At 33.8% G+C, this 23,011-nt stretch carries 23 protein-coding genes; 16 read left to right on the top strand and 7 right to left on the bottom strand.

The window, feature by feature from the left end:
• Positions 1 to 44: 44 nt before the first annotated feature.
• Positions 45 to 1,457, bottom strand: coding sequence for an MBL fold metallo-hydrolase (locus DVK85_RS09605; RefSeq protein ID WP_114678233.1), 1,413 nt, complete (start codon positions 1,455 to 1,457; stop codon positions 45 to 47).
• Between the two features lie 259 nt (positions 1,458 to 1,716).
• On the opposite strand from DVK85_RS09605, the gene DVK85_RS09600 reads away from it, so the two are divergent.
• The 5 genes from DVK85_RS09600 (at position 1,717) to DVK85_RS09580 (ending at position 6,804) form a co-directional block, all read left to right on the top strand.
• Entirely contained in the window at positions 1,717 to 3,309 is a 1,593-nt protein-coding gene (locus tag DVK85_RS09600) for a L,D-transpeptidase family protein (protein WP_240339575.1), read from the top strand.
• A gap of 147 nt (positions 3,310 to 3,456) precedes the next feature.
• The gene (locus DVK85_RS09595) at positions 3,457 to 4,122 is read left to right on the top strand and encodes a response regulator transcription factor (RefSeq protein ID WP_114678232.1); all 666 of its coding nucleotides are present in this window, start codon (positions 3,457 to 3,459) and stop codon (positions 4,120 to 4,122) included.
• Between the two features lie 69 nt (positions 4,123 to 4,191).
• Positions 4,192 to 5,568: a sensor histidine kinase gene (locus tag DVK85_RS09590; protein WP_114678231.1), complete on the top strand. Its 1,377-nt coding sequence runs from the start codon at positions 4,192 to 4,194 to the stop codon at positions 5,566 to 5,568.
• Between the two features lie 80 nt (positions 5,569 to 5,648).
• Positions 5,649 to 6,443 (top strand): HipA family kinase, encoded by a 795-nt coding sequence (locus tag DVK85_RS09585; protein ID WP_114678230.1) that lies wholly within the window; start codon positions 5,649 to 5,651, stop codon positions 6,441 to 6,443.
• Positions 6,421 to 6,804, top strand: coding sequence for a DUF3037 domain-containing protein (locus DVK85_RS09580; protein WP_114678229.1), 384 nt, complete (start codon positions 6,421 to 6,423; stop codon positions 6,802 to 6,804). Before DVK85_RS09585 ends, DVK85_RS09580 begins: the two co-directional genes overlap by 23 nt.
• A gap of 104 nt (positions 6,805 to 6,908) precedes the next feature.
• Here DVK85_RS09580 and DVK85_RS13560 read toward each other — a convergent pair whose 3' ends face one another.
• A complete protein-coding gene (locus DVK85_RS13560; RefSeq protein WP_162845295.1) occupies positions 6,909 to 7,067 on the bottom strand; it encodes a hypothetical protein in 159 nt (52 codons plus the stop codon).
• Positions 7,068 to 7,279: 212 nt separating this feature from the next.
• Between DVK85_RS13560 and fumC the strand changes: the two genes are divergently transcribed.
• Positions 7,280 to 8,677 carry a class II fumarate hydratase gene (gene fumC, locus DVK85_RS09575; protein WP_114678228.1) on the top strand — a complete coding sequence of 466 codons (1,398 nt, stop codon included), beginning with the start codon at positions 7,280 to 7,282 and terminating at the stop codon, positions 8,675 to 8,677.
• Between the two features lie 83 nt (positions 8,678 to 8,760).
• Positions 8,761 to 9,255, top strand: a complete 495-nt coding sequence (locus tag DVK85_RS09570) for a GNAT family N-acetyltransferase (RefSeq protein WP_114678227.1) — start codon at positions 8,761 to 8,763, stop codon at positions 9,253 to 9,255.
• Here DVK85_RS09570 and corA read toward each other — a convergent pair.
• The gene (gene corA, locus DVK85_RS09565) at positions 9,252 to 10,334 is read right to left on the bottom strand and encodes a magnesium/cobalt transporter CorA (protein WP_114679030.1); all 1,083 of its coding nucleotides are present in this window, start codon (positions 10,332 to 10,334) and stop codon (positions 9,252 to 9,254) included. The two genes, DVK85_RS09570 and corA, sit on opposite strands and share 4 nt — an antisense overlap.
• Positions 10,335 to 10,403: 69 nt before the next feature.
• Between corA and hutI the strand changes: the two genes are divergently transcribed.
• A complete protein-coding gene (gene hutI / locus DVK85_RS09560; protein ID WP_114678226.1) occupies positions 10,404 to 11,639 on the top strand; it encodes an imidazolonepropionase in 1,236 nt (411 codons plus the stop codon).
• Between the two features lie 59 nt (positions 11,640 to 11,698).
• Here the strand turns inward: hutI and DVK85_RS09555 are convergent, their stop codons facing one another.
• Complete coding sequence (locus DVK85_RS09555) at positions 11,699 to 12,574, bottom strand: hypothetical protein (protein WP_114678225.1); 876 nt, start codon at positions 12,572 to 12,574, stop codon at positions 11,699 to 11,701.
• A 102-nt stretch (positions 12,575 to 12,676) separates the two neighbouring features.
• Here DVK85_RS09555 and DVK85_RS09550 point away from each other — a divergent pair, with 102 nt between their 5' ends.
• The 4 genes from DVK85_RS09550 (at position 12,677) to DVK85_RS09535 (ending at position 16,575) form a co-directional block, all read left to right on the top strand.
• Positions 12,677 to 13,708 (top strand): formimidoylglutamase, encoded by a 1,032-nt coding sequence (locus tag DVK85_RS09550; protein ID WP_114678224.1) that lies wholly within the window; start codon positions 12,677 to 12,679, stop codon positions 13,706 to 13,708.
• Positions 13,709 to 13,809: 101 nt separating this feature from the next.
• The gene (locus tag DVK85_RS09545; RefSeq protein WP_114678223.1) at positions 13,810 to 15,078 is read left to right on the top strand and encodes a DEAD/DEAH box helicase; all 1,269 of its coding nucleotides are present in this window, start codon (positions 13,810 to 13,812) and stop codon (positions 15,076 to 15,078) included.
• Between the two features lie 196 nt (positions 15,079 to 15,274).
• Positions 15,275 to 15,964: a carboxypeptidase-like regulatory domain-containing protein gene (locus DVK85_RS09540; protein WP_114678222.1), complete on the top strand. Its 690-nt coding sequence runs from the start codon at positions 15,275 to 15,277 to the stop codon at positions 15,962 to 15,964.
• A gap of 2 nt (positions 15,965 to 15,966) precedes the next feature.
• Positions 15,967 to 16,575 carry a hypothetical protein gene (locus DVK85_RS09535; protein WP_114678221.1) on the top strand — a complete coding sequence of 203 codons (609 nt, stop codon included), beginning with the start codon at positions 15,967 to 15,969 and terminating at the stop codon, positions 16,573 to 16,575.
• On the opposite strand, the gene DVK85_RS09530 is transcribed toward DVK85_RS09535, so the two are convergent.
• Positions 16,572 to 17,069: a metallophosphoesterase family protein gene (locus DVK85_RS09530; protein ID WP_114678220.1), complete on the bottom strand. Its 498-nt coding sequence runs from the start codon at positions 17,067 to 17,069 to the stop codon at positions 16,572 to 16,574. The genes DVK85_RS09535 and DVK85_RS09530 overlap by 4 nt on opposite strands.
• Before the next feature lie 129 nt (positions 17,070 to 17,198).
• Here DVK85_RS09530 and truA point away from each other — a divergent pair, with 129 nt between their 5' ends.
• From truA to DVK85_RS09515, 3 genes are read left to right on the top strand one after another with little or no spacing between them, the layout of a single operon-like run.
• Positions 17,199 to 17,933 (top strand): tRNA pseudouridine(38-40) synthase TruA, encoded by a 735-nt coding sequence (gene truA / locus DVK85_RS09525; RefSeq protein ID WP_114678219.1) that lies wholly within the window; start codon positions 17,199 to 17,201, stop codon positions 17,931 to 17,933.
• Between the two features lie 14 nt (positions 17,934 to 17,947).
• Positions 17,948 to 19,711, top strand: coding sequence for an ABC transporter ATP-binding protein (locus DVK85_RS09520; protein ID WP_114678218.1), 1,764 nt, complete (start codon positions 17,948 to 17,950; stop codon positions 19,709 to 19,711).
• Between the two features lie 5 nt (positions 19,712 to 19,716).
• Entirely contained in the window at positions 19,717 to 20,001 is a 285-nt protein-coding gene (locus tag DVK85_RS09515; RefSeq protein ID WP_127960579.1) for a hypothetical protein, read from the top strand.
• Positions 20,002 to 20,083: 82 nt separating this feature from the next.
• Here DVK85_RS09515 and DVK85_RS09510 read toward each other — a convergent pair whose 3' ends face one another.
• Positions 20,084 to 20,695, bottom strand: coding sequence for a GIY-YIG nuclease family protein (locus tag DVK85_RS09510; protein WP_114678216.1), 612 nt, complete (start codon positions 20,693 to 20,695; stop codon positions 20,084 to 20,086).
• A 165-nt stretch (positions 20,696 to 20,860) separates the two neighbouring features.
• On the opposite strand from DVK85_RS09510, the gene lpdA reads away from it, so the two are divergent.
• On the top strand, positions 20,861 to 22,249 hold the full coding sequence (gene lpdA, locus DVK85_RS09505) for a dihydrolipoyl dehydrogenase (RefSeq protein ID WP_114678215.1): 1,389 nt from the start codon (positions 20,861 to 20,863) through the stop codon (positions 22,247 to 22,249).
• A 90-nt stretch (positions 22,250 to 22,339) separates the two neighbouring features.
• Here lpdA and DVK85_RS09500 read toward each other — a convergent pair whose 3' ends face one another.
• Positions 22,340 to 22,900 (bottom strand): hypothetical protein, encoded by a 561-nt coding sequence (locus DVK85_RS09500; protein ID WP_240339576.1) that lies wholly within the window; start codon positions 22,898 to 22,900, stop codon positions 22,340 to 22,342.
• Between the last annotated feature and the right edge of the window lie 111 nt (positions 22,901 to 23,011).

The following is a 23,011-nucleotide window of genomic DNA, read 5'->3' as shown; positions in this document are numbered from 1 at the left end:
CCATAAATAAGAGAAGGACTTTTTTCTAAAGGAATTGTTAATTATTACAATAACGTAGTCGGGCAAACATAATCTGTTTTCGGTACTTTAGTGAGGGCTATTTCCTTAAATCCACCTTCTACATCTGAAAAATTCTCGTATCCCAGTTGTTTTAGTATAGATGATGCTATCATGCTTCTATACCCTCCTGCACAATGCAATACAAAGGGTTTATCTTTTGGTATCTCAGACAAATGACTGTAAATACTATTCAGAGGAATATTAACTGCATCTACAACACGCTCTGAGTCAAATTCGCTTTTCTTTCTTACATCAATTACCAAAGTATCTTTAGTATATTTATCTGCAAACTCCTGTGCGCTTACTCTTGCTGTAGTATCAATTTCTTTTCCTGCTGCTTTCCATGCATCAAAACCACCTTTCAGGTAACCTATAGTATGATCATACCCTACTCGTGACAGACGAATCATAGCTTCTTCTTCCTTATCCGCATAAGTAACCAGTAGTATTTCCTGATTAATATCTTTTATCATTTCGCCTATCCACATAGCAAAACTGCCATTTAGCCCAATATTGATACTATTTGGAATAAATCCTTTGGCAAAATCCTCTGGATTACGAGTATCTAATACTAAAGCTCGTGTAGCATTTGCAGTCATTTCAAACTCTTCAGGAGATAAAGGCGTTTGTGCTTTTTCCATAACATTATCAAGGCTCTCATACCCTTTTATGTTCATCAACACATTTTTAGGAAAATATCCTGGAGGTGTGGTAAGCCCTGTCAGTAATTCTTTTACAAACTCTTCCTCTGTCATATCTGCACGTAGGGCATAGTTTGTTTTCTTTTGATTACCTAGTGTATCCGTCGTTTCTTTACTCATCATTTTACCACAAGCACTACCTGCCCCGTGATTAGGATATACTATTAAATCATCTGCCAATGGCATTATTTTGTTTCGTAATGAATAGAATAAATGACTTGCCAGTTTTTCCTCTGTCAAATCGGCAACTACATGCTGTGCAAGGTCAGGTCGTCCTACGTCACCTATAAATAAAGTATCTCCTGTAATAATACCATGTTCTTTATCATTTTCATCTATTAGCAAATACGTAGTACTCTCCATAGTATGCCCAGGTGTGTGTAATACTTTTACTTTATAATTCCCCACCTCAAAAACCTGACCATCTTCGGCTACAATAGCATCATATCCAGGTTTTGCAGTAGGACCAAAAACAATTTGCGCACCTGTCTTAGCTTTCAGGTCAAGATGACCACTAACAAAGTCAGCGTGAAAATGGGTTTCAAATACATATTTAATTTTAGCTTTGTCTTTATTTGCTCTATCTATATAAGGCTGTACTTCACGAAGTGGGTCAAATACCGCTGCCTCTCCGTTACTCTCAATATAATATGCCGCATGGGCAAGACATCCTGTATAAATTTGTTCTACTTTCATGATTATTTAATTTTTGTGATTATGGTGTAAAATTATAACTACCTGTAGTAATTGACAGTAACAAATGTTACACTAGCAATAATTATGTAAAATAATTAAAACGGGAGAGATAAAAGAATGATAAATATCATACAGTCATAATTATAAGAACTATTAAATTTACAGCTATATTTTATATTTATTAAGAATATATGATAAATAAAACCTAAAAATTTATTTGATATAAATAGTCATTAAAAAAAATCGTAGATTTAAAAATATGAACAAAATAATAGCTATGATTAAATTGCAAAAAATATTTCCTTTGATAATTTTAAGTGTTTTTTTTATAATAACTTCTTGTAAAAAAAATGAAAATAAAAATAATCTAGCCGATGTAGAAGTACATGAAGAGGATAAGGTTATACCTATTGATACTACAAAGTTTGATGTTTTTTTTAAAACATACCCTCTATTTAAAGCGTATGAAAAAGAGATAAAAGAACTATATAAAAAACACGATCATTTTATTTGGCAAGATAAAGATGGGTTTATAGAATTTGCGCAGGTATTATATAACCAAACCCATCAACTAGATGAAGAAGGGGTTAAAATGGATATGCCTTATAATGATGTTATCAGTAATATATTTTATAGTGATACAAAAAAAGAGCCAGAACTTGATACCGAACTTTTAATAAGTTCTATGTATTTTTATTATACTTCAAAAGTATATGCAGGTCTTGATGAAGAAGCTAGTAAGGAAACGGGGTGGTACTTACCAAGAGAGCGAACATCTTATATTGCATACTTAGATACATTAATGATTGATCCTCAATTAATAAAAGAAGATAAATCTGAATTTTTTAAGCAGTATTACAACCTAAAAAAAGGACTTAAAAAATATCGAAATATAGAAGAGAAAGGTGGATGGGGTACTATTACACTAGAAAAAGGCGTAGTTATTAAACCTGGCGATTCAGCAACAGCAGTAGCACAACTTAGAGAACGTCTTTATAAAGAAGGTTATCTAAAAGACAATAATGAAAATAATATTTATGACGAAGAGCTTGTTAGTGCAGTAAGTAATTATAATACTAAACATAATAGAGAAGGAGAAAACAATATTACATCATCATTAGTTAAAGAACTTAATATATCTGTAGAAGAACGTATTAAAACCATATCTGTCAATATGGAGCGTTGCCGATGGATAACTCCTAAAATTAATACTGCAAAAGAATATATAGCGGTAAACATTCCTTCTTATAGGTTACATTATTTTCAAGATGGTAAGCCAGAACTTATATCGAGAGTAGTAGTAGGTAAGGAACTTAATAAAACAGTCGTATTTAGCGGAGAGATGAGCTATATTGCTTTTAGCCCTTACTGGAATATACCTAAAAGTATTTTAGAAAATGAAATTAAACCTAAAATAGCAAAAGATGATAATTACCTTGCAAAGCATAATATGGAATGGGTAGGTAATAGAGTAAGACAAAAACCCGGAGGCAACAACTCTTTAGGGTTAGTAAAGTTTATGTTTCCTAACTCTAACAATATTTACCTGCATGACACACCTGCCAAAAGCCTATTTAACAAAGATGAAAGAGCATTTAGTCATGGTTGTGTACGTGTAGAAAAAGCACGTGAACTAGCTATAGCAATTACTAAAAAGCATGGCGACTGGAACGAAGACAAAGTTGATAAAGCAATGCATGCAAGCAAAGAAAATATATTTAATATTAAAGATAAAATACCTGTATATATCGCCTATTTTACCGCATGGGCAGATAAGGATGGTAATGTAGCTTTTTATGACGATATATATAACCGTGATGAAAGACTTGCTCATCTACTATATAAATCCTAAATATATTTATATAAATTCCTAAGATTTACTTAATGTAACAAGGTTACTATAAATAAAATTGCTTTTATGTATTAACTTTGAATAACAATACATTCCAGTTTCAAGTGCCTCGAAACTTGTGTAGAAATTGTATTAGGGTAAAAAACAATGAAAATTCTAATTGCAGAAGACGAAAAAGGGATAGCTGGCTTTTTAAAACAAGGGCTGGAGGAAGAAGGCTATGATGTATTGATAGCAGACAATGGTAAAATAGCATGTGAAATAGCATTAAAACAAAAGCCCGACCTTATATTACTAGATTGGACAATGCCACAAATGACAGGGCTTGAAGCCTGCCGTACCATACGTAAAAAAGACACTACTACACCAATACTTTTTGTTACTGCAAAAGACACCGTACAAGAAACGATAGAAGGACTTAAGGCTGGAGCTAACGATTATATTAAAAAGCCTTTTAGCTTTGAAGAACTATTACAGCGAATAAAAATTCACTTTCGTTATAAAAGTGAATCTGAAGAGCTTGTTATAGATAAAACCGTAATTGTATTACCGCGTCATGAAGTTTATCAGGATGGTATGGAAGTAGCCCTAACCCAAAAAGAGTATGACCTCTTAGTATACTTAGTAAAAAATAAAGGCAAGGTGTGCAGCAGACAACAAATTATAGAAGATGTATGGAATATACATTTTGATTATGATACTGGTGTTATAGATGTTTTTATAAATGCATTGCGCAAAAAACTACAGCTTACTAAAGAAGATGACTTTATAAAAGCCGTAAGAGGTGTAGGTTATATTGCAAACGATACATAAAATAAATTTTAACTATTGATTAAAATCAGGGATATAAATACTATTCCTGATTTTTTAATTTAAAACTATATGTATAGACTTTCGTACAAAAACAGAATTGCTTTTTATTACATTATAAGCACAGCACTGCTCATTTTTGCTGTATTCTTAGTATTGTATAGTAGTGCAAAAGCTAGAGTCTATAATGATCTAGAAAATGATATTAGTGCCGAAGTAGGCGATTTATATGATGAAATAAAAACAAGCCCTGCTGGTTTTATTCTGATAGATGAGCATGAATGGAAAGAAAAAGAACATAATACACTAGACCTTAATCCTATATTTATTCAGTTTGTAGATCTACAGGGTAATTTTATTGATAAATCACCCAATCTAAAACAAGAACAGTTAAAAGTTATACTCCCTCCTACTAAAGAAAAATTTTATAACACTAATATAAATACAGCCGCGATAAGGCAAACGCAAGTAGCCATATATCATAATACAAAAATAGTGGGTTATATACTGGTTGCTATGTCATTAGAAGATGCAAATAATGTACTAAAAAGTCTCTTTAATATTATGATGGTCGCCTACCCACTTATTTTAATAGTACTATTTGGTATAGCACGTTTTCTAGCAGGAAGAAGCATAAGTCCCGTAAAAGATATAATAAGAACATCTGATAAAATATCGCGAGATAATCTTGTTGCGCGCATTCCCCTACCCGCAAATAAAGATGAGCTTTATGTACTGTCAGAAACTATAAATAACCTATTAGACAGGATAGAAAATGCTATAGAGCGGGAAAAACAGTTTACATCAGATGCTTCTCACGAATTACGAACACCATTATCTGTAATAAAAGGAACACTTGAAGTATTAATACGTAAGCCCCGTGAGCGTAATGAATATGAAGAAAAAATAAATTACTGTATTAACGAGGTAAACCGTATTAACTATTTGGTAGATCAGCTACTCTTATTAGCGAGATTTGAAAACCAAAAGAAAAGCATTCAAATGGAGCAGGTGTATCTTAACCCTATTATTCACGAGGCGCTATTACGGCAATCAGGAAATATACAAGTTCAGAACATGAAAATTGTTCCTATACAAAATCAAGATTATTATGCCAATACTGATAGTTATCTATTATCAATAATAATTGATAATTTAATTTCTAATGCTGTAAAATACTCTGGAATGGGTAGTACACTATCTATTACAGTGAGTGGAAATGAAAGTACAACCAAAATACAAATAGCCGATAACGGTAGCGGTATAAGTAAAGAAGATTTAAAACGTATTTATGATCGTTTTTATCGTGCTAAAAGCGAAAATAATAATGATGGTAAAGGCATAGGGCTAGGACTCTCTATAGTAAAACGTTTATGTAGCTTACTAGATATAACCATAACAATAGAGAGTGAAGAAAACAAAGGCACAACAGTAACATTACAATTTTAATCTCATTTACATTTCAAGGCACTACAAGTCCTAATGCTAAATTAATTTCATTATTTTTACAGCTATAAAGCCTATATTTAATGGTACAAATACCCAATTTACGGACTGTAAATGTTACGCGCTATATTACAGCCTTACGCGAAGGCGGATCGTTACCCGCTATTGCCGAGGCGGACGATAACTTTAACTATGTACTGAAATTTAAAGGAGCAGGACATGGTACTAAAGCCCTTATTTCAGAACTCATTGGTGGCGAAATTGCCCGATTGCTAGGGTTACCCGTACCAGAGCTAGTATATGCTAATCTTGATGAAGCTTTTGGTCGGACTGAGGCTGACGAAGAAATACAAGATTTATTACAAAGCAGCCAAGGGTTAAACTTAGCATTACATTACTTATCAGGAGCTATAAACTTTGACCCTGTGGTAACTACTGTACCAGCTAAATTGGCTTCGCAAATAGTATGGCTAGATGCTTATATTACTAATGTTGATAGAACTTTTAGAAATACAAATATGCTAATTTGGCATAAAGAGCTATGGCTTATAGACCATGGAGCAAGTTTCTATTTTCATCATTCGTTTTCAAATCCTGAGCAACAGGCTAAAACTCCTTTTGCCCTTATAAAAGACCATGTACTGTTACCACAAGCAGCATTACTTGAAGAAACCAATGCAGAATATAAAGCTTTGCTTACCGAAGATAAAATTAAGGCTGTTATAGCTCTCATTCCTGACGAATGGTTGCAATGGGAAGGTATAGAGATGACTCCTGAGCAAATACGAGAAGTATATGTAACATTCTTGGTAACCCGATTAGCTAATACTGAACTATTTATAAAACAAGCGCAAGATGCAAGACAAGCACTTATATGAGTACGCCGTTATTCGTGTTGTGCCAAGGGTAGAGCGCGAAGAATTTATTAATGTAGGTATAATACTATTTTGTAAAAGACAGAAGTTTATAAAAATGCTTTATACTATTAACAAAGCAAAACTAACTATGTTAAATACCGAACTTGATACAGAGCAGTTACGGAAAAACTTAGATTCGTTCGAAAAAATAGCACATGGCAATAAAGATGGTGGACCTATAGGACAAATGGAAACACCCGAAAGGTTTAGGTGGCTTACTGCGGTAAGAAGCTCTGTAATACAAACCTCTCGCCCTCACCCTGGTTTTTGCGACCATCCTGAAGAAAAAGCAAATAAACTATTTACTGATTTAGTACTATAAAAATGACGATTAGCATTATATAAATAATGCTAATCGTCATTTTTATTTAATATCCGTAAGGATATAGATAATTTTACAAAAAACTACCAATAGGTAGTTTTGTATTATTCTGTTTCTCTATTGTTTCTTTTTTCTTTTATAAGTTCGATGGTTGCACCACCAAGCCAATAAAACACAAAACTTACAAGGAACATCATTAACCAGAAGCCTATAGTAAGTACTGTCAAGAAAGCTATAAATCCTAAATATTGTCCGAATTCCATCTTTTGCTGAATTTTATTACGGCTCAAAGATAAGCGGAAAATTTATTTTAACCAATATAGTACACTAAAAAACCTTAAAATTATTTAACAAAATCATTTTTTAAACGGGGCTATAATGCTTAATTTTGACAGGCTTCTATACATTTGACATATTGTCGTATGATTAGCCATTACTTTAATTAAAACATATACAACAAATAACAACCTAAACAATGGATTACAGGATTGAAAAAGACACCATGGGTGAAGTAAAAGTACCCGCAGATAAATACTGGGGTGCACAAACAGAACGTTCTAGAAACAACTTTAAAATAGGTGCATCGGCATCTATGCCAAAAGAAATTGTAGAAGGTTTTGCTTATCTAAAAAAAGCTGCTGCTTATGCTAATCATGACTTAGGCGTGCTTCCCGTAGAAAAACGTGATGCTATAGCCCAAGTATGTGACGAAATACTTGCAGGTAAACTTACCGACCAATTTCCGCTAGTAATATGGCAAACAGGTTCTGGTACGCAAAGTAACATGAACGTTAACGAAGTAGTTGCTAATAGAGCACAGGTTTTGGCTGGTCATAAAATTGGCGAAGGCGAACCTGTACTAAAAGCTAATGATGATGTAAACAAATCGCAATCATCTAATGATACCTTCCCTACAGGAATGCACATTGCTGCCTATAAAATGGTTATAGAAACTACAATACCGGGTGTAGAGCAACTTCGTGATACGCTAAAAGCAAAATCGGAAGCTTTTATGAATGTGGTAAAAATAGGTAGAACTCATCTTATGGATGCCACTCCCCTAACACTTGGACAAGAATTTTCAGGCTATGTAGCACAACTTAACTACGGGCTTAAAGCACTTAAAAATACACTTGCTCACCTTTCTGAAGTTGCCCTTGGTGGTACAGCGGTAGGAACAGGACTTAATACTCCTGATGGGTATGATGTAAAAGTTGCCGAATATATTGCCAAGTTTACAGGCTTACCATTTGTAACTGCCGAAAATAAATTTGAAGCACTTGCTGCACACGATGCTATTGTAGAAAGTCATGGCGCACTGAAACAACTTGCAGTATCGCTTAACAAGATAGCGAATGATGTTCGTATGTTAGCTTCAGGACCACGCTCTAGTATTGGTGAAATTATAATTCCTGAAAATGAGCCAGGTTCTTCTATTATGCCTGGTAAAGTAAACCCTACGCAGTGCGAAGCACTTACTATGGTATGTGCTCAGGTTTTTGGTAACGATGTAGCTATTACTGTAGGTGGTACACAAGGACATTATGAGCTTAACGTATTTAAACCTGTTATGGCTGCTAACTTCTTACAGTCGGCACGCCTTATAGGTGATGCCTGCGTGTCGTTTGATGAGCATTGTGCAAGTGGTATAGAGCCAAATCATGCTAGGATAACAGAGTTAGTGAATAACTCACTAATGCTTGTTACGGCACTTAATACTAAAATAGGTTATTATAAAGCTGCCGAAATAGCACAAACAGCCCATAAAAACGGCACTACTCTTAAAGAAGAGGCTGTACGTTTAGGTTATGTTTCTGCCGAAGATTTTGATGCTTGGGTAAAACCAGAAGATATGGTAGGTAAATTAAAATAATTCTTATTATTTACTTGATATAAAAGGCTGTTCCTTATTGGGACAGCCTTTATTTATTATATTTGAATATACTATTTACTATTATGTCTATTACCATAAAACTTGCCCAATTATCTGATGTAGCACAGATATTATCTATAGTAAACCATGCTATACTGCACACTACGGCTATTTATGACTATAAACCTCGCACACTTACCGATATGGAACATTGGTTTACAGCAAAACAGCAAGGCAATTTCCCTGTGCTTGTTGCTGTACAAAATAATATTATAGTAGGTTATGCCAGTTATGGTCACTTTAACGCAAAGGAAGGCTATAAATACTGCGTAGAACACTCGGTATATGTAACAGAAGGATATGCAGGAAAAGGCATAGGTAAACTACTACTTGCTACATTAATAGAGCACGCCAAACAACAAAAACTACATACTATGATAGGGCTTATAGATGCTGATAATAAAAATAGTATTGCTTTTCATGAAAAGTTTGGGTTTACCAAAACAGGTGTTTTACAACAAGTAGGCTATAAATTTGACCGTTGGCTAGACGTACAGTATATGCAGCTTATCCTTTAAAACCAGTCTTTTACTTTAAAATATATAATCATAACAACGGTAATAACTATCATTAAGCCCAATATTATGTAATAACCATTTTCGGCATGTAGTTCTGGCATATTTTCAAAATTCATACCATATACACCCACTATAAAAGTTATGGGCATAAATATTGCCGAATATATGGTAAGCGTTTTCATTATCTCATTCATACGTTGTCCCTGTGCCGAATAATGAAAGTTAGAAATACTTTCTAATGAATTTAAATCATATTCTACCTGATCGAGAAGTTCTAAACTTTTATGATGTAATCGTGTAAAAAAGGTATAACTATTAACATTAATAACTTCAAATTCACCATCCTCCTCTGCATTTCTAAGATTATACAAGGCTTCTTTTAAAGGACTTATAGCGCGTTTCAGGTAATTAAGGTCTTCACGCATTCTTTCAACCTTTGTTATTATATCGGCTTTATAATTTGTTTTAGCTTCTAATGTTAATTGTTCGATACTACCTTCGTACTTTTCTATAGTAATAAAGAAATTTTCAATAATAGCATCGAGCATTAGGTATAGTAGATAATCGGTTTTCTTTTTACGAATGACACCTGTACTCGTTCTTATTCTTTCTCTTATATGCGAAAAATAATCGCTTTTCTTTTCTTGAAATGAAATAATAAGATTATCTTTTAATACAAAACTTATTTGTTCGGTATCTATAATATCTTCATCTTCTTTGGGCAATATAGATTTAACACTAAAAAAAAGCACATCTTCTAGCTCTTCTATACGTGTGCGTCGTGATGTATTAAGTATATCATCAATTACAAAATTTTCTAGATTTAATTGCCTACCTATTTGTTTTATCAGCTCTACATCATGAAGCCCATGAATGTTAAACCATTTTACATCATCAAATTTTGTATCATCATTACATTCTTTAATTGCTTTTTCGGGTAATACATCAGTATATTCTTTAAAAGCTTCTTCTTTATAAACAAAAAGCTGCATCGCTACAGGAGCCGTTTTATAATTCCCTGTATATTCAAAATTATTAGGTTGTACCTTTCTTACTTTCTTATATTTTATTCTTCTCACAATAGATTTATTTATATAAATATAGGAGTTTTTTAAAATCAATTCTATTTTTACAAAAAAGTTTATTTCATGAAATTACTTATTACCAATATCAAAGAATTATTACAAGTACGCGATACAGAAATTGATAAAGTTTCAGGTGCAGCAATGGCCGAACTACCAAAAATAAATAATGCTTGGTTATTAATTGAAAATAACCTGATTACTGATTATGGCAGTATGGATAATTGTCCTGACATAGAAAATAGCAACACTATAGATGCGACAGGTAAAACGGTACTACCCGCATGGTGCGACAGCCACACCCATATAGTATATGCTGGCAACCGTGAGCAAGAGTTTGTAGACCGTATTAATGGTTTATCTTATGAAGTGATAGCCTCACGAGGCGGAGGAATCTTAAACTCGGCAAAAAAACTAAATGAAACCAGTGAAGAAGAATTGTACCAACAATCAAAAGTGCGATTAGAAGAAGTAATGCAACAAGGTTCGGGTGCGGTAGAAATAAAATCAGGTTATGGACTTACCATAGATGCCGAATTAAAAATGCTTCGGGTTATAAAACGTCTTCGCGAAGAATATCCTATAGCTATAAAAGCTACTTTTTTAGGTGCACATGCTTTTCCTGCGGAATATAAAGAAAACCACAGCGGATATATTGACCTTATTGTTAACGAAATGCTGCCAAAAATAGCTGAAGAAAAACTAGCCGACTATATTGATGCATTTTGCGAAACGGGCTATTTCTCAGTCGAAGAAACAGAGCGCATTATGGAAGCTGGTAAAAAGTATGGCTTACAGGCAAAAATTCATGTAAACCAATTTACCGCCATTAATGGTATAGAAGCCTGTGTAAAACACAATGCTTTGAGCGTTGATCATTTAGAAATTGTAACCGATGAAGATATTGAGGTTTTAAAAAATAGTAGTACTATGCCTGTGGCATTGCCTACTTGCTCTTTCTTTATCAGCATACCTTATACCCCTGCAAGAAGAATGATTGATGCAGGATTGCCATTAGCACTTGCTACCGATTTTAATCCAGGTACTACACCATCGGGGAATATGAATTTAGTGGTGGCAACTGCATGTATAAAAATGAAAATGACTCCCGAAGAAGCTATTAATGCTGCCACTATAAACGGGGCTTATGCTATGGGAATTTCTAAAACGCATGGTAGTATTGCAAAAGGTAAGCGAGCAAACCTTATTATTACTCAGCCGTTATCGTCCTATTATCAACTGCCTTATGCTTTTGGTAGTAACTTGATAGATACCGTTATTATAGAGGGAAAAACAATTTAAACTAAAAAAAAGCCTGCAAATTGCAGGCTTTTTTTATCATAGTATAATTACTATATATATTATCTTAATGTAAATGTAGAACTAGCAACCATTTTATCTTGATCAAAAAGGTTAACGTAGTATGTACCTTTTTCAAAATCTTTACCCGATAATGTTTCAGTAACATTCATGGTTTGATTTTCATAAATGGCATTGGTAATAAAGCTATACGTCAGCGTATTTTCTCCAAACGTTTCAGTCTGTTTTTCTCCTAACACATTATTCTTACCATCAATTACTTGTACGTAGTACATTTTGTTTCCTGATTGTGCCACTTCATTAGCTGCAATAGTAAAACTTATTTTAAGTAAATCTACACGTCTTGCTTTTTCTGTAGCAATTAATTTACCTGAATTTCTTTCTTTAAAAGGCTCTGCTTTAAGATTAACAATTGTTAATTTAGAAGCTCTTTGTACAGTTTTACTTAGGTTTTCATTTTGATTAAGCAATGTATCGTTATACCTTCTTGACTCATCTAAAACCACCATGGTACTATCACGCTCAATAGATAACGTAGCATTCTGCTCTTTAAGCATTTTATTTTCAGCAATAAGCTTATCCATTTCACGCTTCAATCGGGTATAATCATCTTTAAAGCGTTGCAACGATTTTGCATCACCTTTCCATTTCTCAACTTCTCCTATAAGCTTTTGGATTTTTTCTCTTTCAGCTTCAAGCTCTCCTCTAAGACCTGTATTTTCGGCTACTTCACTGTTATACTGTGCCTCAGCAGCTTTAAGTTCTGCAATAAACTGGTCTCTTTCGCTAACATGCTCTTTCTGGGCTTTTTCACTATCAGTACTCATTTTGTACATAAATGCTAAACTCCCTACAAGTAGTATAGCCAGAATTACTATTATTGCTTTTAAACTGGTATTGCTTTTTTGTTCTTCCATCTCAAAATTAGTTTCAACAAATTTAAATATTATTTATTTACTACATAATATTTAACGAAACTTTAGTGGAAAATAGTATTTTTGAAACCTACTAAAATCATTATGGAAAATATTATCAAGCTTACAACTAGTGATCTTACTAAATATACATCACACCGCAGCGGAGAAATAAAATTTGGCGAACGGATACTTACCATTCCTCAAGATGTTCCTATATGGCAATTTGTAAAAGAATGTGATGCCGACTTTGTACTTTTTGGTATTCCAGAAGATATTGGTGTTAGAGCTAACTTTGGTAGATCTGGAGCTGCATCTGCCTGGGAATCGGTGCTAAAAAGTATTGTTAACATACAGCATAATAAATTTTGTAAAGGTAGTAAGCTCCTAATTCTAGGACATATTGACTTGGCAGATGCAACCGAAGCTGCAAGCAAACTAGATGTTAACGTAGCAGCAGACAGAAAAAAATTATCATCTATTATAGATACTATAGATAAAGAAGTATCACATATTGTAAGAAGTATACTCACAGCAGGAAAAACACCTATTATAATAGGTGGTGGGCATAATAATGCTTATGGAAATATAAAGGGTACAGCTCTAGCAAAAGGGAAGCCTGTAAATGCTATTAACTTTGATGCACATACCGATTTTAGAATACTAGAAGGTCGCCATAGCGGAAACGGATTTTCGTATGCTTTTGAAGAGGGTTTCCTAAAAAAATATTTCATATTCGGGCTACACGAAAACTACACCTCTAAAGGGGTAATGGAGAACATTAAAAAAATGTCTAACAGGATAAAGTTTAATACCTATGAACAAATTGCTGTTCGCAGAGAAAAAAACTTTGCCGATGAAATGGGGCATGCACTCGGTTTTATAGAAGATGAATTTTTTGGTATAGAAATAGATCTTGATGCCTTGCCTAATGTAGCAAGCAGCGCCATAACCCCAACAGGTTTTAGTATAGAAACAGTAAGGCAGTTTATACATTACTTTGGTAAAAATAAAAATGCTACTTACTTACACATATGCGAAGGAGCGCCCGAACTTGCTGAAGAAACAAACAAACACTTAACAGGTAAACTTATAGCCTACTTGATTACCGATTTTATAAAATCGAAAGAATTATAAACCATAGCATAACAGCTTAAAGAAAATGTTTTAAAAATAAAAGGCTACCTTTGCAGCTTGCTCTGTACATACTGCTTAGCAAGTAACATAGTTATTTATATATGAAATTCGAAGATCTTAATTTACTTAAAAATATACAACAAGCACTTATAGAAGAAGGGTATGACTCCCCTACTCCTATACAAGAGCAGGCAATACCCATTATACTACAAGACAATGACATTGTGGGATGTGCACAAACAGGTACAGGTAAAACCGCAGCTTTTGCAATACCTATACTTAACCAATTACACCGCATTGTAGGTTCGGCTAAAAAAGTAAAATACATCCGTACGCTAGTAGTTACCCCTACTCGTGAACTTGCCTTACAAATTGGCGAAAGTTTTGAAACCTACGGAAAATATACCAACGTTCGTCAATTAACCATATTTGGTGGTGTTAATCAAGTATCACAAACAGACCAACTTAAAAGAGGTGTTGATGTACTTATTGCTACCCCAGGTCGTTTACTAGACTTACACAAACAAGGATATATAAACCTCGACCATTTACATCATTTAGTGTTAGATGAAGCCGACCAAATGTTAGACATGGGCTTTATTAACGATGTTAAAAAAATCGTTAAGCTTACGCCAGATAATAGACAAACATTATTATTTTCGGCAACTATGCCTATGGCAATACGCGAACTTGCCGATACTTTTCTTACTAACCCTAAGTATGTATCTGTAACTCCTGTATCCTCTACAGCCGAAAGAGTAAAACAACAAATTTACTTTGTAGATAAAGGCGATAAACGTAAATTATTATACCATCTTATTCGTAACGAAAACCTGTCTAATGTACTTGTATTTACACGTACTAAACACGGTGCTGATAATGCTGTAAGAGCCTTAAAAAAGAATGGTATAGAAGCTGGAGCAATACACGGCGACAAATCGCAAAATGCGAGGGTACGTATGCTGGATGCTTTTAAAAATAAAGAAATATCAGTGCTTGTAGCTACAGATATTGCAGCACGTGGTATTGATATTGAAAATTTACCTTATGTTATAAACTTTGATTTACCTAATGTACCTGAAACCTATGTACACCGTATAGGTCGTACAGGAAGAGCGGGTAACGAAGGTACAGCAATATCATTTTGTAGTAGAGATGAACTGCCTTACCTAAAAGATATAGAAAAACTGATACGCCTGAAAATAAAAGTAATAGACGGTCATCCTTATCCTTATGCGGAGGGCGAAGCAGCCGAAAAACCACAAGGGCAAAAACCTGACAGGAGAAACAGTAATAAAGGTAATTCTACTGGGAAATCAAATTCCCGAAAATCAGAAGCCTCTAAGAAAAATAAAAAGCGTTGGTATTAACTAACGCTTTTTTGTACCCCTACTTATTTATCTATTGCCATCCTCGTTTATTATAAAGTCAAGTGTTATAAACATTATAGCAAACATGCTACCCTTCATTGTTGACACAAAAAATAAACTTGTAAACTCATATTTTTATTTTAAATACGCAACCTTGTCTCGATAACTGTATCTTAGTACAAACATCCAACAACTAATGAAAAGAATAGTATTTCTTATACTTGTTACATTTTTACTACATGGCTGCGGAATAGATTATGATGGAGAAACCAAAAATATTTTTGAAGGTACTATTACAGATGACTCAGGAAACCCATTAGAGGGAATATTAGTTGAAGTATTATATGCTAATAGTAATACTATAGATGTTGCCGGTATAGATGTCACTGATGCTAACGGAAATTACTTAATGATTACTCCAAGTGCTTTTGATGAAATAGATATTAAACTACAAGTAAATAATTATAGTTATAATCAATCAGGTAATAATGATAATAACTACTCAACAACATCTGTTGTAAACATAACAAAGGAATTGATTAAAGGGCATGACTATAAATTATCCTTTAATGAAATACAATTGTTCCCGCTAGACAGAGGTGTTCAGCTTAATCTTCACTTTGAGAAACAATTTTCTCATAATCAAAGAATATCAAAGGTAAACGTAGTAGGGCTTGTTAACGAAAGTTATACAGACTATGATTTTAATTATATAAATGATAATTACAGATATGATTTATCTGATTATTATTCTGACTATACTAATATCTATACCGTTGCTAAAAACCAAACCCTTATAGTGAAATATATGTTGACTGGTTATTCTGTACATGAAGTAGAAATTCCTGTAGGAGAAGAAAATTTAGAATATACAATTACTTACTAATTATGGCAAAGAGTTACTTTATTATATTCTTACTTACATTTTGTACGGTAACTTGGGCACAAAATGAAGAACAATCTAAATTAGAAGAACAGTCCAAAATACCTAAGGAGTATTTTAGACTATATTATATTTTCCCTAACGGAATTGGAGATAATGTTATCGCTAAAGCAAACAAGCCTGTAGGAGGCATAGGGCTAGGTATAAACTTTACTCCTATTAATAGGATACATATTATAGGAGGTGTCGAATTTATACAATATAACATATCAGACAAATCGTTAGCGGGTAATGGAAAAAGAACAAATTTATCACAGCTTTATTTGATGGGAATGTATAAAATATCGTTAGGACGAAAATTTGAATTAGACCCTGGAATATCTTTAGGCTATATGAGTATAAAGCAAATAAAAAATAGCAGAAGTTTCGGGAAACAAGACGCTTTTTGTGTAACGCCTAGTTTAACTGTCGATTTTATAGCAATTGATAATTTAAGGTTTTTTGTAGGGGTTAATTACTGCTTAGCTTTCGCTAAAACCAATACACACCCTGAATACAAAAAATTCTTCGGGCAATTACAAATGCTCAATATAACTACTGGAATAAAACTTTAACCTCGCTTTCCTATTTCTATCGCTTCGAGGTTTTCTATTTTATCGCCGTTAATTTCAAAACGCAACATAGTACGCACCTGATGAAAACCATGCACTCCTGCCGCACCAGGATTCATATGTAACAACCCTAATTTTTTATCAAACTGTACTTTTAGTATATGCGAATGCCCACAGATAAACAGCTTTGGCGGATTTGCTATTAAATCCTCCCGAACAGCAGGGCTATATTTACCTGGATAACCACCAATATGTGTAATCCAAACATCTACACCTTCGCACATAAAACGGTTATGTAACGGAAATTCCTGCCGAGCTTCATTATTATCTATATTACCATATACACCTCTTAGTGGTTTCTCTTTTTTTAATGTATCGGTTACACTTAGATCTCCAATATCGCCAGCATGCCACACTTCATCGGCAAGACGAACATATTTAAGTATAGTATCATCTATATGGCTGTGTGTATCTGATAAGAGCAGAATTTTCTTCATGGTAGTTTCTAAAGTTTAATGCAGTAAAGTTATAAAGTTTAACAGCGTATTTAAAACTTTATGGCTTTTAACTTTCTGTCTATACAGACTAAATTAAGTATCTTTGCCATCCTAAATCATCAATCAGTTTTGAGGTATTTTATCGAATTTGCATATAACGGAAAAAATTATTGCGGATGGCAGTTTCAGCCACATAGCCCATCGGTACAAGAAACCCTGAACAAAGCACTTTCTACTATACTACGAACACCTATTAATGTTGTAGGAGCAGGACGTACAGATACTGGTGTACACGCCAGGCAAATGTATGCCCATTTTGATATTAATGAGTTATCTGACATTGATTTACTCATACATAAACTTAATTCTTTTTTACCTAAAGATATAGTCATATACAGGTTTATACCTGTAGCTGATGATGCACATGCACGCTTTGATGCTGTAAGCCGAACCTATGAATACCATATACACACTTATAAAGATGTTTTTGATAACGAGGGAAGTTGGTACAATTCGCATCCGCTTGATGTCGAGGCTATGAACAATGCTGCACAAGTATTATTTGAGTACAAAGACTTTGAGTGCTTTTCTAAAACCCATACCGATGTTAAGACCTTTAATTGCGATATAAAAGAAGCCTATTGGACACAGAAAGACAATAAACTTGTTTTTACTGTAAGTGCCGACCGTTTCTTGCGAAATATGGTACGCGCCATAGTAGGCACACTGATACAAATAGGTTTAGGAAAACAGAACATCCAAGACTTTCGTGCTGTTATAGAAAGTCATGACAGAGGTAAAGCAGGCTTTTCTGTTCCTGCACATGGGTTATATTTAACCAAGGTAATTTATCCTTATCTTTAAGCCATTAAATTGATATGAAAGCCATAAAATCTACATCATTAAAAAAGGTATTGCTGTTTGCAAAGCCATATAAATCAAGATATATAAGCGTTATTGTATTTGCAATAATGCTATCCATATTTGCAGCACTACGCCCCTATTTACTTAAACAAACAGTAGATAGTTATATTAGCACAGGTGATAAATCGGGGTTGCTTAACTACATTTTATTGATGGGTACAGTATTAGTATGCGAAGTAATATCGCAGTTTTACTTCGTCTATTGGGCAAACTGGCTGGGGCAAGATATTGTAAAAGACATTCGCGAAAAACTCTTTACACACATTACAAGTTTTAAAATGAAGTTTTACGACAATGAGCCTGTAGGTAAGCTCGTTACACGTACTGTTTTTGATATTGAGTCCATTGCAAAAATATTCAGTCAAGGATTATTTATGATTATAAGTGACTTGATAAAAATGATAGTAGTACTTGCCTTTATGTTTTACATGAACTGGAAACTTACCCTTATAGTACTGCTAGCTATGCCTATACTACTATATGCTACCCGTATATTCCAACAAAAGATGAAAGGCGCGTTTCAAGAAGTACGTGCACAAATATCAAATCTAAACACCTTTGTACAAGAAAGGCTTACGGGTATGAAAATCGTACAGCTTTTTAACCGTGAAGATATAGAATATGAGAAGTTTAAAAATATAAATGCCAAGCACAATAAAGCATGGCTAAAAAACATATTGTATAACTCCATCTTTTTCCCAATTGCCGATATTATTTCATCGCTTACATTAGGCTTTATAATATGGTATGGTGGTATTAACATTGTTAACGGCGATAGCATAACCACCTTTGGTGACCTCTTTGCTTATACCATGCTTATTAGTATGCTGTTTAACCCTTTACGACAAATAGCCGATAAGTTTAACGAGTTACAAATGGGGATCATAGCGTCAGATAGGGTACTAGAATTACTAGATATTGAAGACCAAGTACAGGCACTAGGCACACAACAGGCAGGACATTTTAAAGGAGAAATCACTTTCGAAAAAGTACATTTTGGGTATATACCCGATGAAGAGGTTATAAAAGGCATAAACCTAAATGTAAAAGCAGGCGAAACCGTTGCTATTGTAGGTGCTACAGGTGCAGGAAAATCGACTATTATAAACCTGCTCAATCGCTTTTATGAGATTAACAGCGGTACTATTACCGTAGATGGCATCAATATTAACGAGTTTACGCTCGAAAGTCTACGCAGACAAATAGCCATAGTACTGCAAGATGTTTTCTTGTTTGCCGATAGCATACTGAACAACATTACACTAAACAACCCCAATATTACTCGTGAAGATGTGATACAAGCCGCTAAAGATATTGGCGTAAACGATTTTATTATGACCTTACCCAATGGGTATGATTATAACGTAAAAGAGCGTGGTGTAATGCTATCATCTGGGCAAAGGCAGCTTATAGCCTTCCTGAGAGCCTATGTGAGTAACCCAAGTATTTTGATACTCGACGAGGCAACATCATCTATAGATACCTATTCCGAAGAGTTAATACAAACCGCTACCGATAAAATTACCGAAGGGCGCACCTCTATAGTTATTGCCCACAGGCTTGCTACTATTGTTAATGCCGATAAAATTATTGTAATGGACAAAGGCTTAATTGTAGAACAAGGCACACACCAAGAGCTAATGAACCAAGATAAAGGCTATTACAGGAATTTATACTACTCGCAATTTGCCGTAGAAAGTGAAGAAGATTTAAATTAACCAATATGAGATTATACTTTAAAATCTTTCTGCTTTTCCTGATAACTGAACTAGTGATGGGTGCAATGGCTATTTTTTTTATTGAAGGGCTTTATATAAAGACTTTTAATATAGTAGGGCATCTTACCATAACAGTACTTAGCATGCCTATATCGTTTATAGATAGGAGTTATCCTTTTTATGCACCAGTTCCACCCTACCAAGCCATTTTATTGTTAATGCTAAATGTAGCTATACATGCGGGTATTGCCGTATTTATTATAAAAACTACCAAAAAGAATAAGTCATAAAAGTTTACCTGATAAACCAATATATGGGCTATTACAGAAATTTATACTGCTCACAGTATCGTTGGGAGTTATTTTTTTAAGATTACCCCCTATGCTTACCCAATATTGGTTTAAGTTCTCCTGCTAATTTAAATTCAAGCAAAGAAGCAAGTCCTTCTAGTTCAAATGGTAATTGAATATAATGAAATTCTAATTCAATATTTTTATCTTTTGACCATCTTGCTAGTTGTAGCCCTTGGGTATTAGGAGATTTATGGTAGTATCCAAAATGTGAAACCAATCTTCCTTTTAGATTGCTTTTTACTTTCCCAACGTATAAAATTTTTGAATTAATATCCTTTATTCCTTTTGTCATTGCAGGAACACCATAGAATTTTCTATTGTTTTTATGCACTCCTTTAGATACTTCCTCTCTGACTTTAAAAGAATATTCATCAACCATATTCCTGATTGGAATGCACCCTACATCATTTTTAACTTCAAACCAATAAATATAAGGTGATTTTTTATTTTCCTCTAAACTGTCAAATAATTCTTTATATAATTCGTAATTGTAAATATTTCCTTCTTGCTCAGGGATTGGCAAATCATTACAGCTAAAAGTAAAAGAATTATATACTAAACTTGTTTCATTCAAATCATTTAGATTCTCTATTAGTTGATTTAGCGAATTTTTTAATACTTGTTGTGGCATCGTATAGTTATTTAATTGGATTAGTTATTTGTTAAATATAATGAATTTTATAAATATTATAACTCCTAATAATGTTCTCTTTACTTATAAATTAAAACATTTCCCTCTTTGTAAATAATTAACTATTTTCGTGGTCAGAAAATAAACGAGAAAAAAACCATACTCATGAAATACGATGTTATTGTTTTGGGAAGCGGTCCTGGCGGATATGTAACTGCCATAAGAGCTTCGCAGTTAGGCTTAAAAGTAGCCATTGTAGAGAAAGAAAACCTTGGCGGTATCTGCCTTAACTGGGGTTGTATCCCTACCAAAGCGTTATTAAAAAGTGCACAGGTTTTTGATTACCTAAAGCACGCATCTGACTACGGACTTACTATAAAAGAGTTTGATAAAGATTTTGGTGCTGTTATATCGCGTAGCCGTGGCGTTGCCGAGGGTATGAGCAAAGGTGTACAGTTCTTAATGAAAAAGAACAAAATCGAAGTTATATATGGTACAGGTAAAGTAAAACCAGGTAAAAAGGTTGATGTTACTGATGCCGATGGTAAAACTAGCGAAATTAGTGCCGATAATATTATTATTGCTACAGGTGCACGCTCGCGCGAGTTACCAAACTTACCACAAGATGGTAAAAAAGTAATAGGGTATCGCCAAGCAATGACATTGCCAGAGCAACCAAAATCGATGATAGTAGTAGGTTCTGGTGCTATTGGCGTTGAGTTTGCACATTTCTATAATTCAATGGGTACAGATGTTACTATCGTTGAGTTTATGCCAAATGTAGTACCTGTAGAGGATATTGATATCTCGAAACAATTTGAGCGTTCGCTTAAAAAATCGGGTATCAAAGTAATGACTAACTCATCAGTAGAGAAAGTAGATACTTCGGGCAACGGCGTTAAAGCTACGGTTAAGACAGCTAAAGGCGAAGAAATATTAGAAGCAGATATTTTACTTTCGGCTGTAGGTATTAAATCGAACATCGAAAACATCGGTCTTGAAGAAGTAGGTATTGCTACTGACAGAGATAAAATATTGGTAAACGACTATTACCAAACAAATATACCAGGTTACTACGCCATTGGCGATGTAGTACCAGGGCAAGCATTGGCACACGTTGCTTCGGCAGAGGGTATCCTTTGTGTAGAGAAAATTGCAGGACTACATGTAGAGCCAATCGACTATGGTAATGTACCAGGATGTACTTATGCTACTCCAGAAATTGCTTCTGTTGGTTTAACCGAAAAAGCCGCTAAAGAAAAAGGATATGAACTAAAAATAGGTAAATTCCCGTTCTCGGCATCAGGAAAAGCAAAAGCATCAGGCACACCAGATGGTTTTGTAAAAGTAATCTTTGATGCCAAATATGGCGAATGGTTAGGTTGCCACATGATAGGTGCTGGTGTTACCGATATGATTGCTGAGGCTGTCGTAGCACGTAAACTAGAAACTACAGGTCATGAAATACTAAAAGCCATACACCCTCACCCTACTATGAGTGAAGCGGTTATGGAAGCTGTAGCTGATGCTTATGGCGAAGTAATTCACTTATAATTTTAGATTGATAACTGTTTAAAAACAGTTTTAATACTATAAAAATCCGCTTTGAAATATCAAAGCGGATTTTTTATGTTTTATAAGTTATTAATTAAAAGTATATCCAATTCTTAGGTGTACATCTAATACTAACCTTAAATCATTATCTGTATTTTTCAAAAAAACATATTTATAACCAAGACCTGTAGCTATTTCATAATTAAAATTACTCTTACCAATAGCTCTCCTTATTCCCCATCTAGGTATTATCGAAACCTGATTTGCAACAGAATAATTATCAAAATCACTAATTACAAACCAGTCAGGCACATACTTAACCTTAAGTCCTAGAAAATTACCTGAGTTATTTTCTATATGTTTTCCTTTATTCAATCTGCTCTCTAAGTTATAATACCATTTAGGCTCTAATAAAAATACAGGAGCTAAAACATACCTATCATCACTATACGCGCTAATATAGTATCCCATATCCAACCCTGTCTCAACTCTTATAGTAAAATCATTACCAAGCTTGTTTTCATTACTAGCCCATATACCTAAAATACCTGTTTGAACATTAAATATATTTTTCTCTACAGAAGCGTTTTGACCTTTAATATATTGAAAGGTTAAAACCATTAAAAATAGAAATACAAAGGTCTTATTCATTATACTTTTTTAGCTGAAATGGTAGTTGCAATATAAAAATAAAATTAATTGAATCTTTATTCGTATAAAGAATTAATAATGCTCGAAAATAATTATCAAACCATGATTTTA

The sequence above is a fragment of the Flavobacterium arcticum genome (genome assembly GCF_003344925.1).
Lineage (GTDB): Bacteria > Bacteroidota > Bacteroidia > Flavobacteriales > Flavobacteriaceae > Flavobacterium > Flavobacterium arcticum.
Note: the sequence above shows the minus strand (reverse complement) of the source record. Positions and strands in the feature narration are given on the sequence as shown.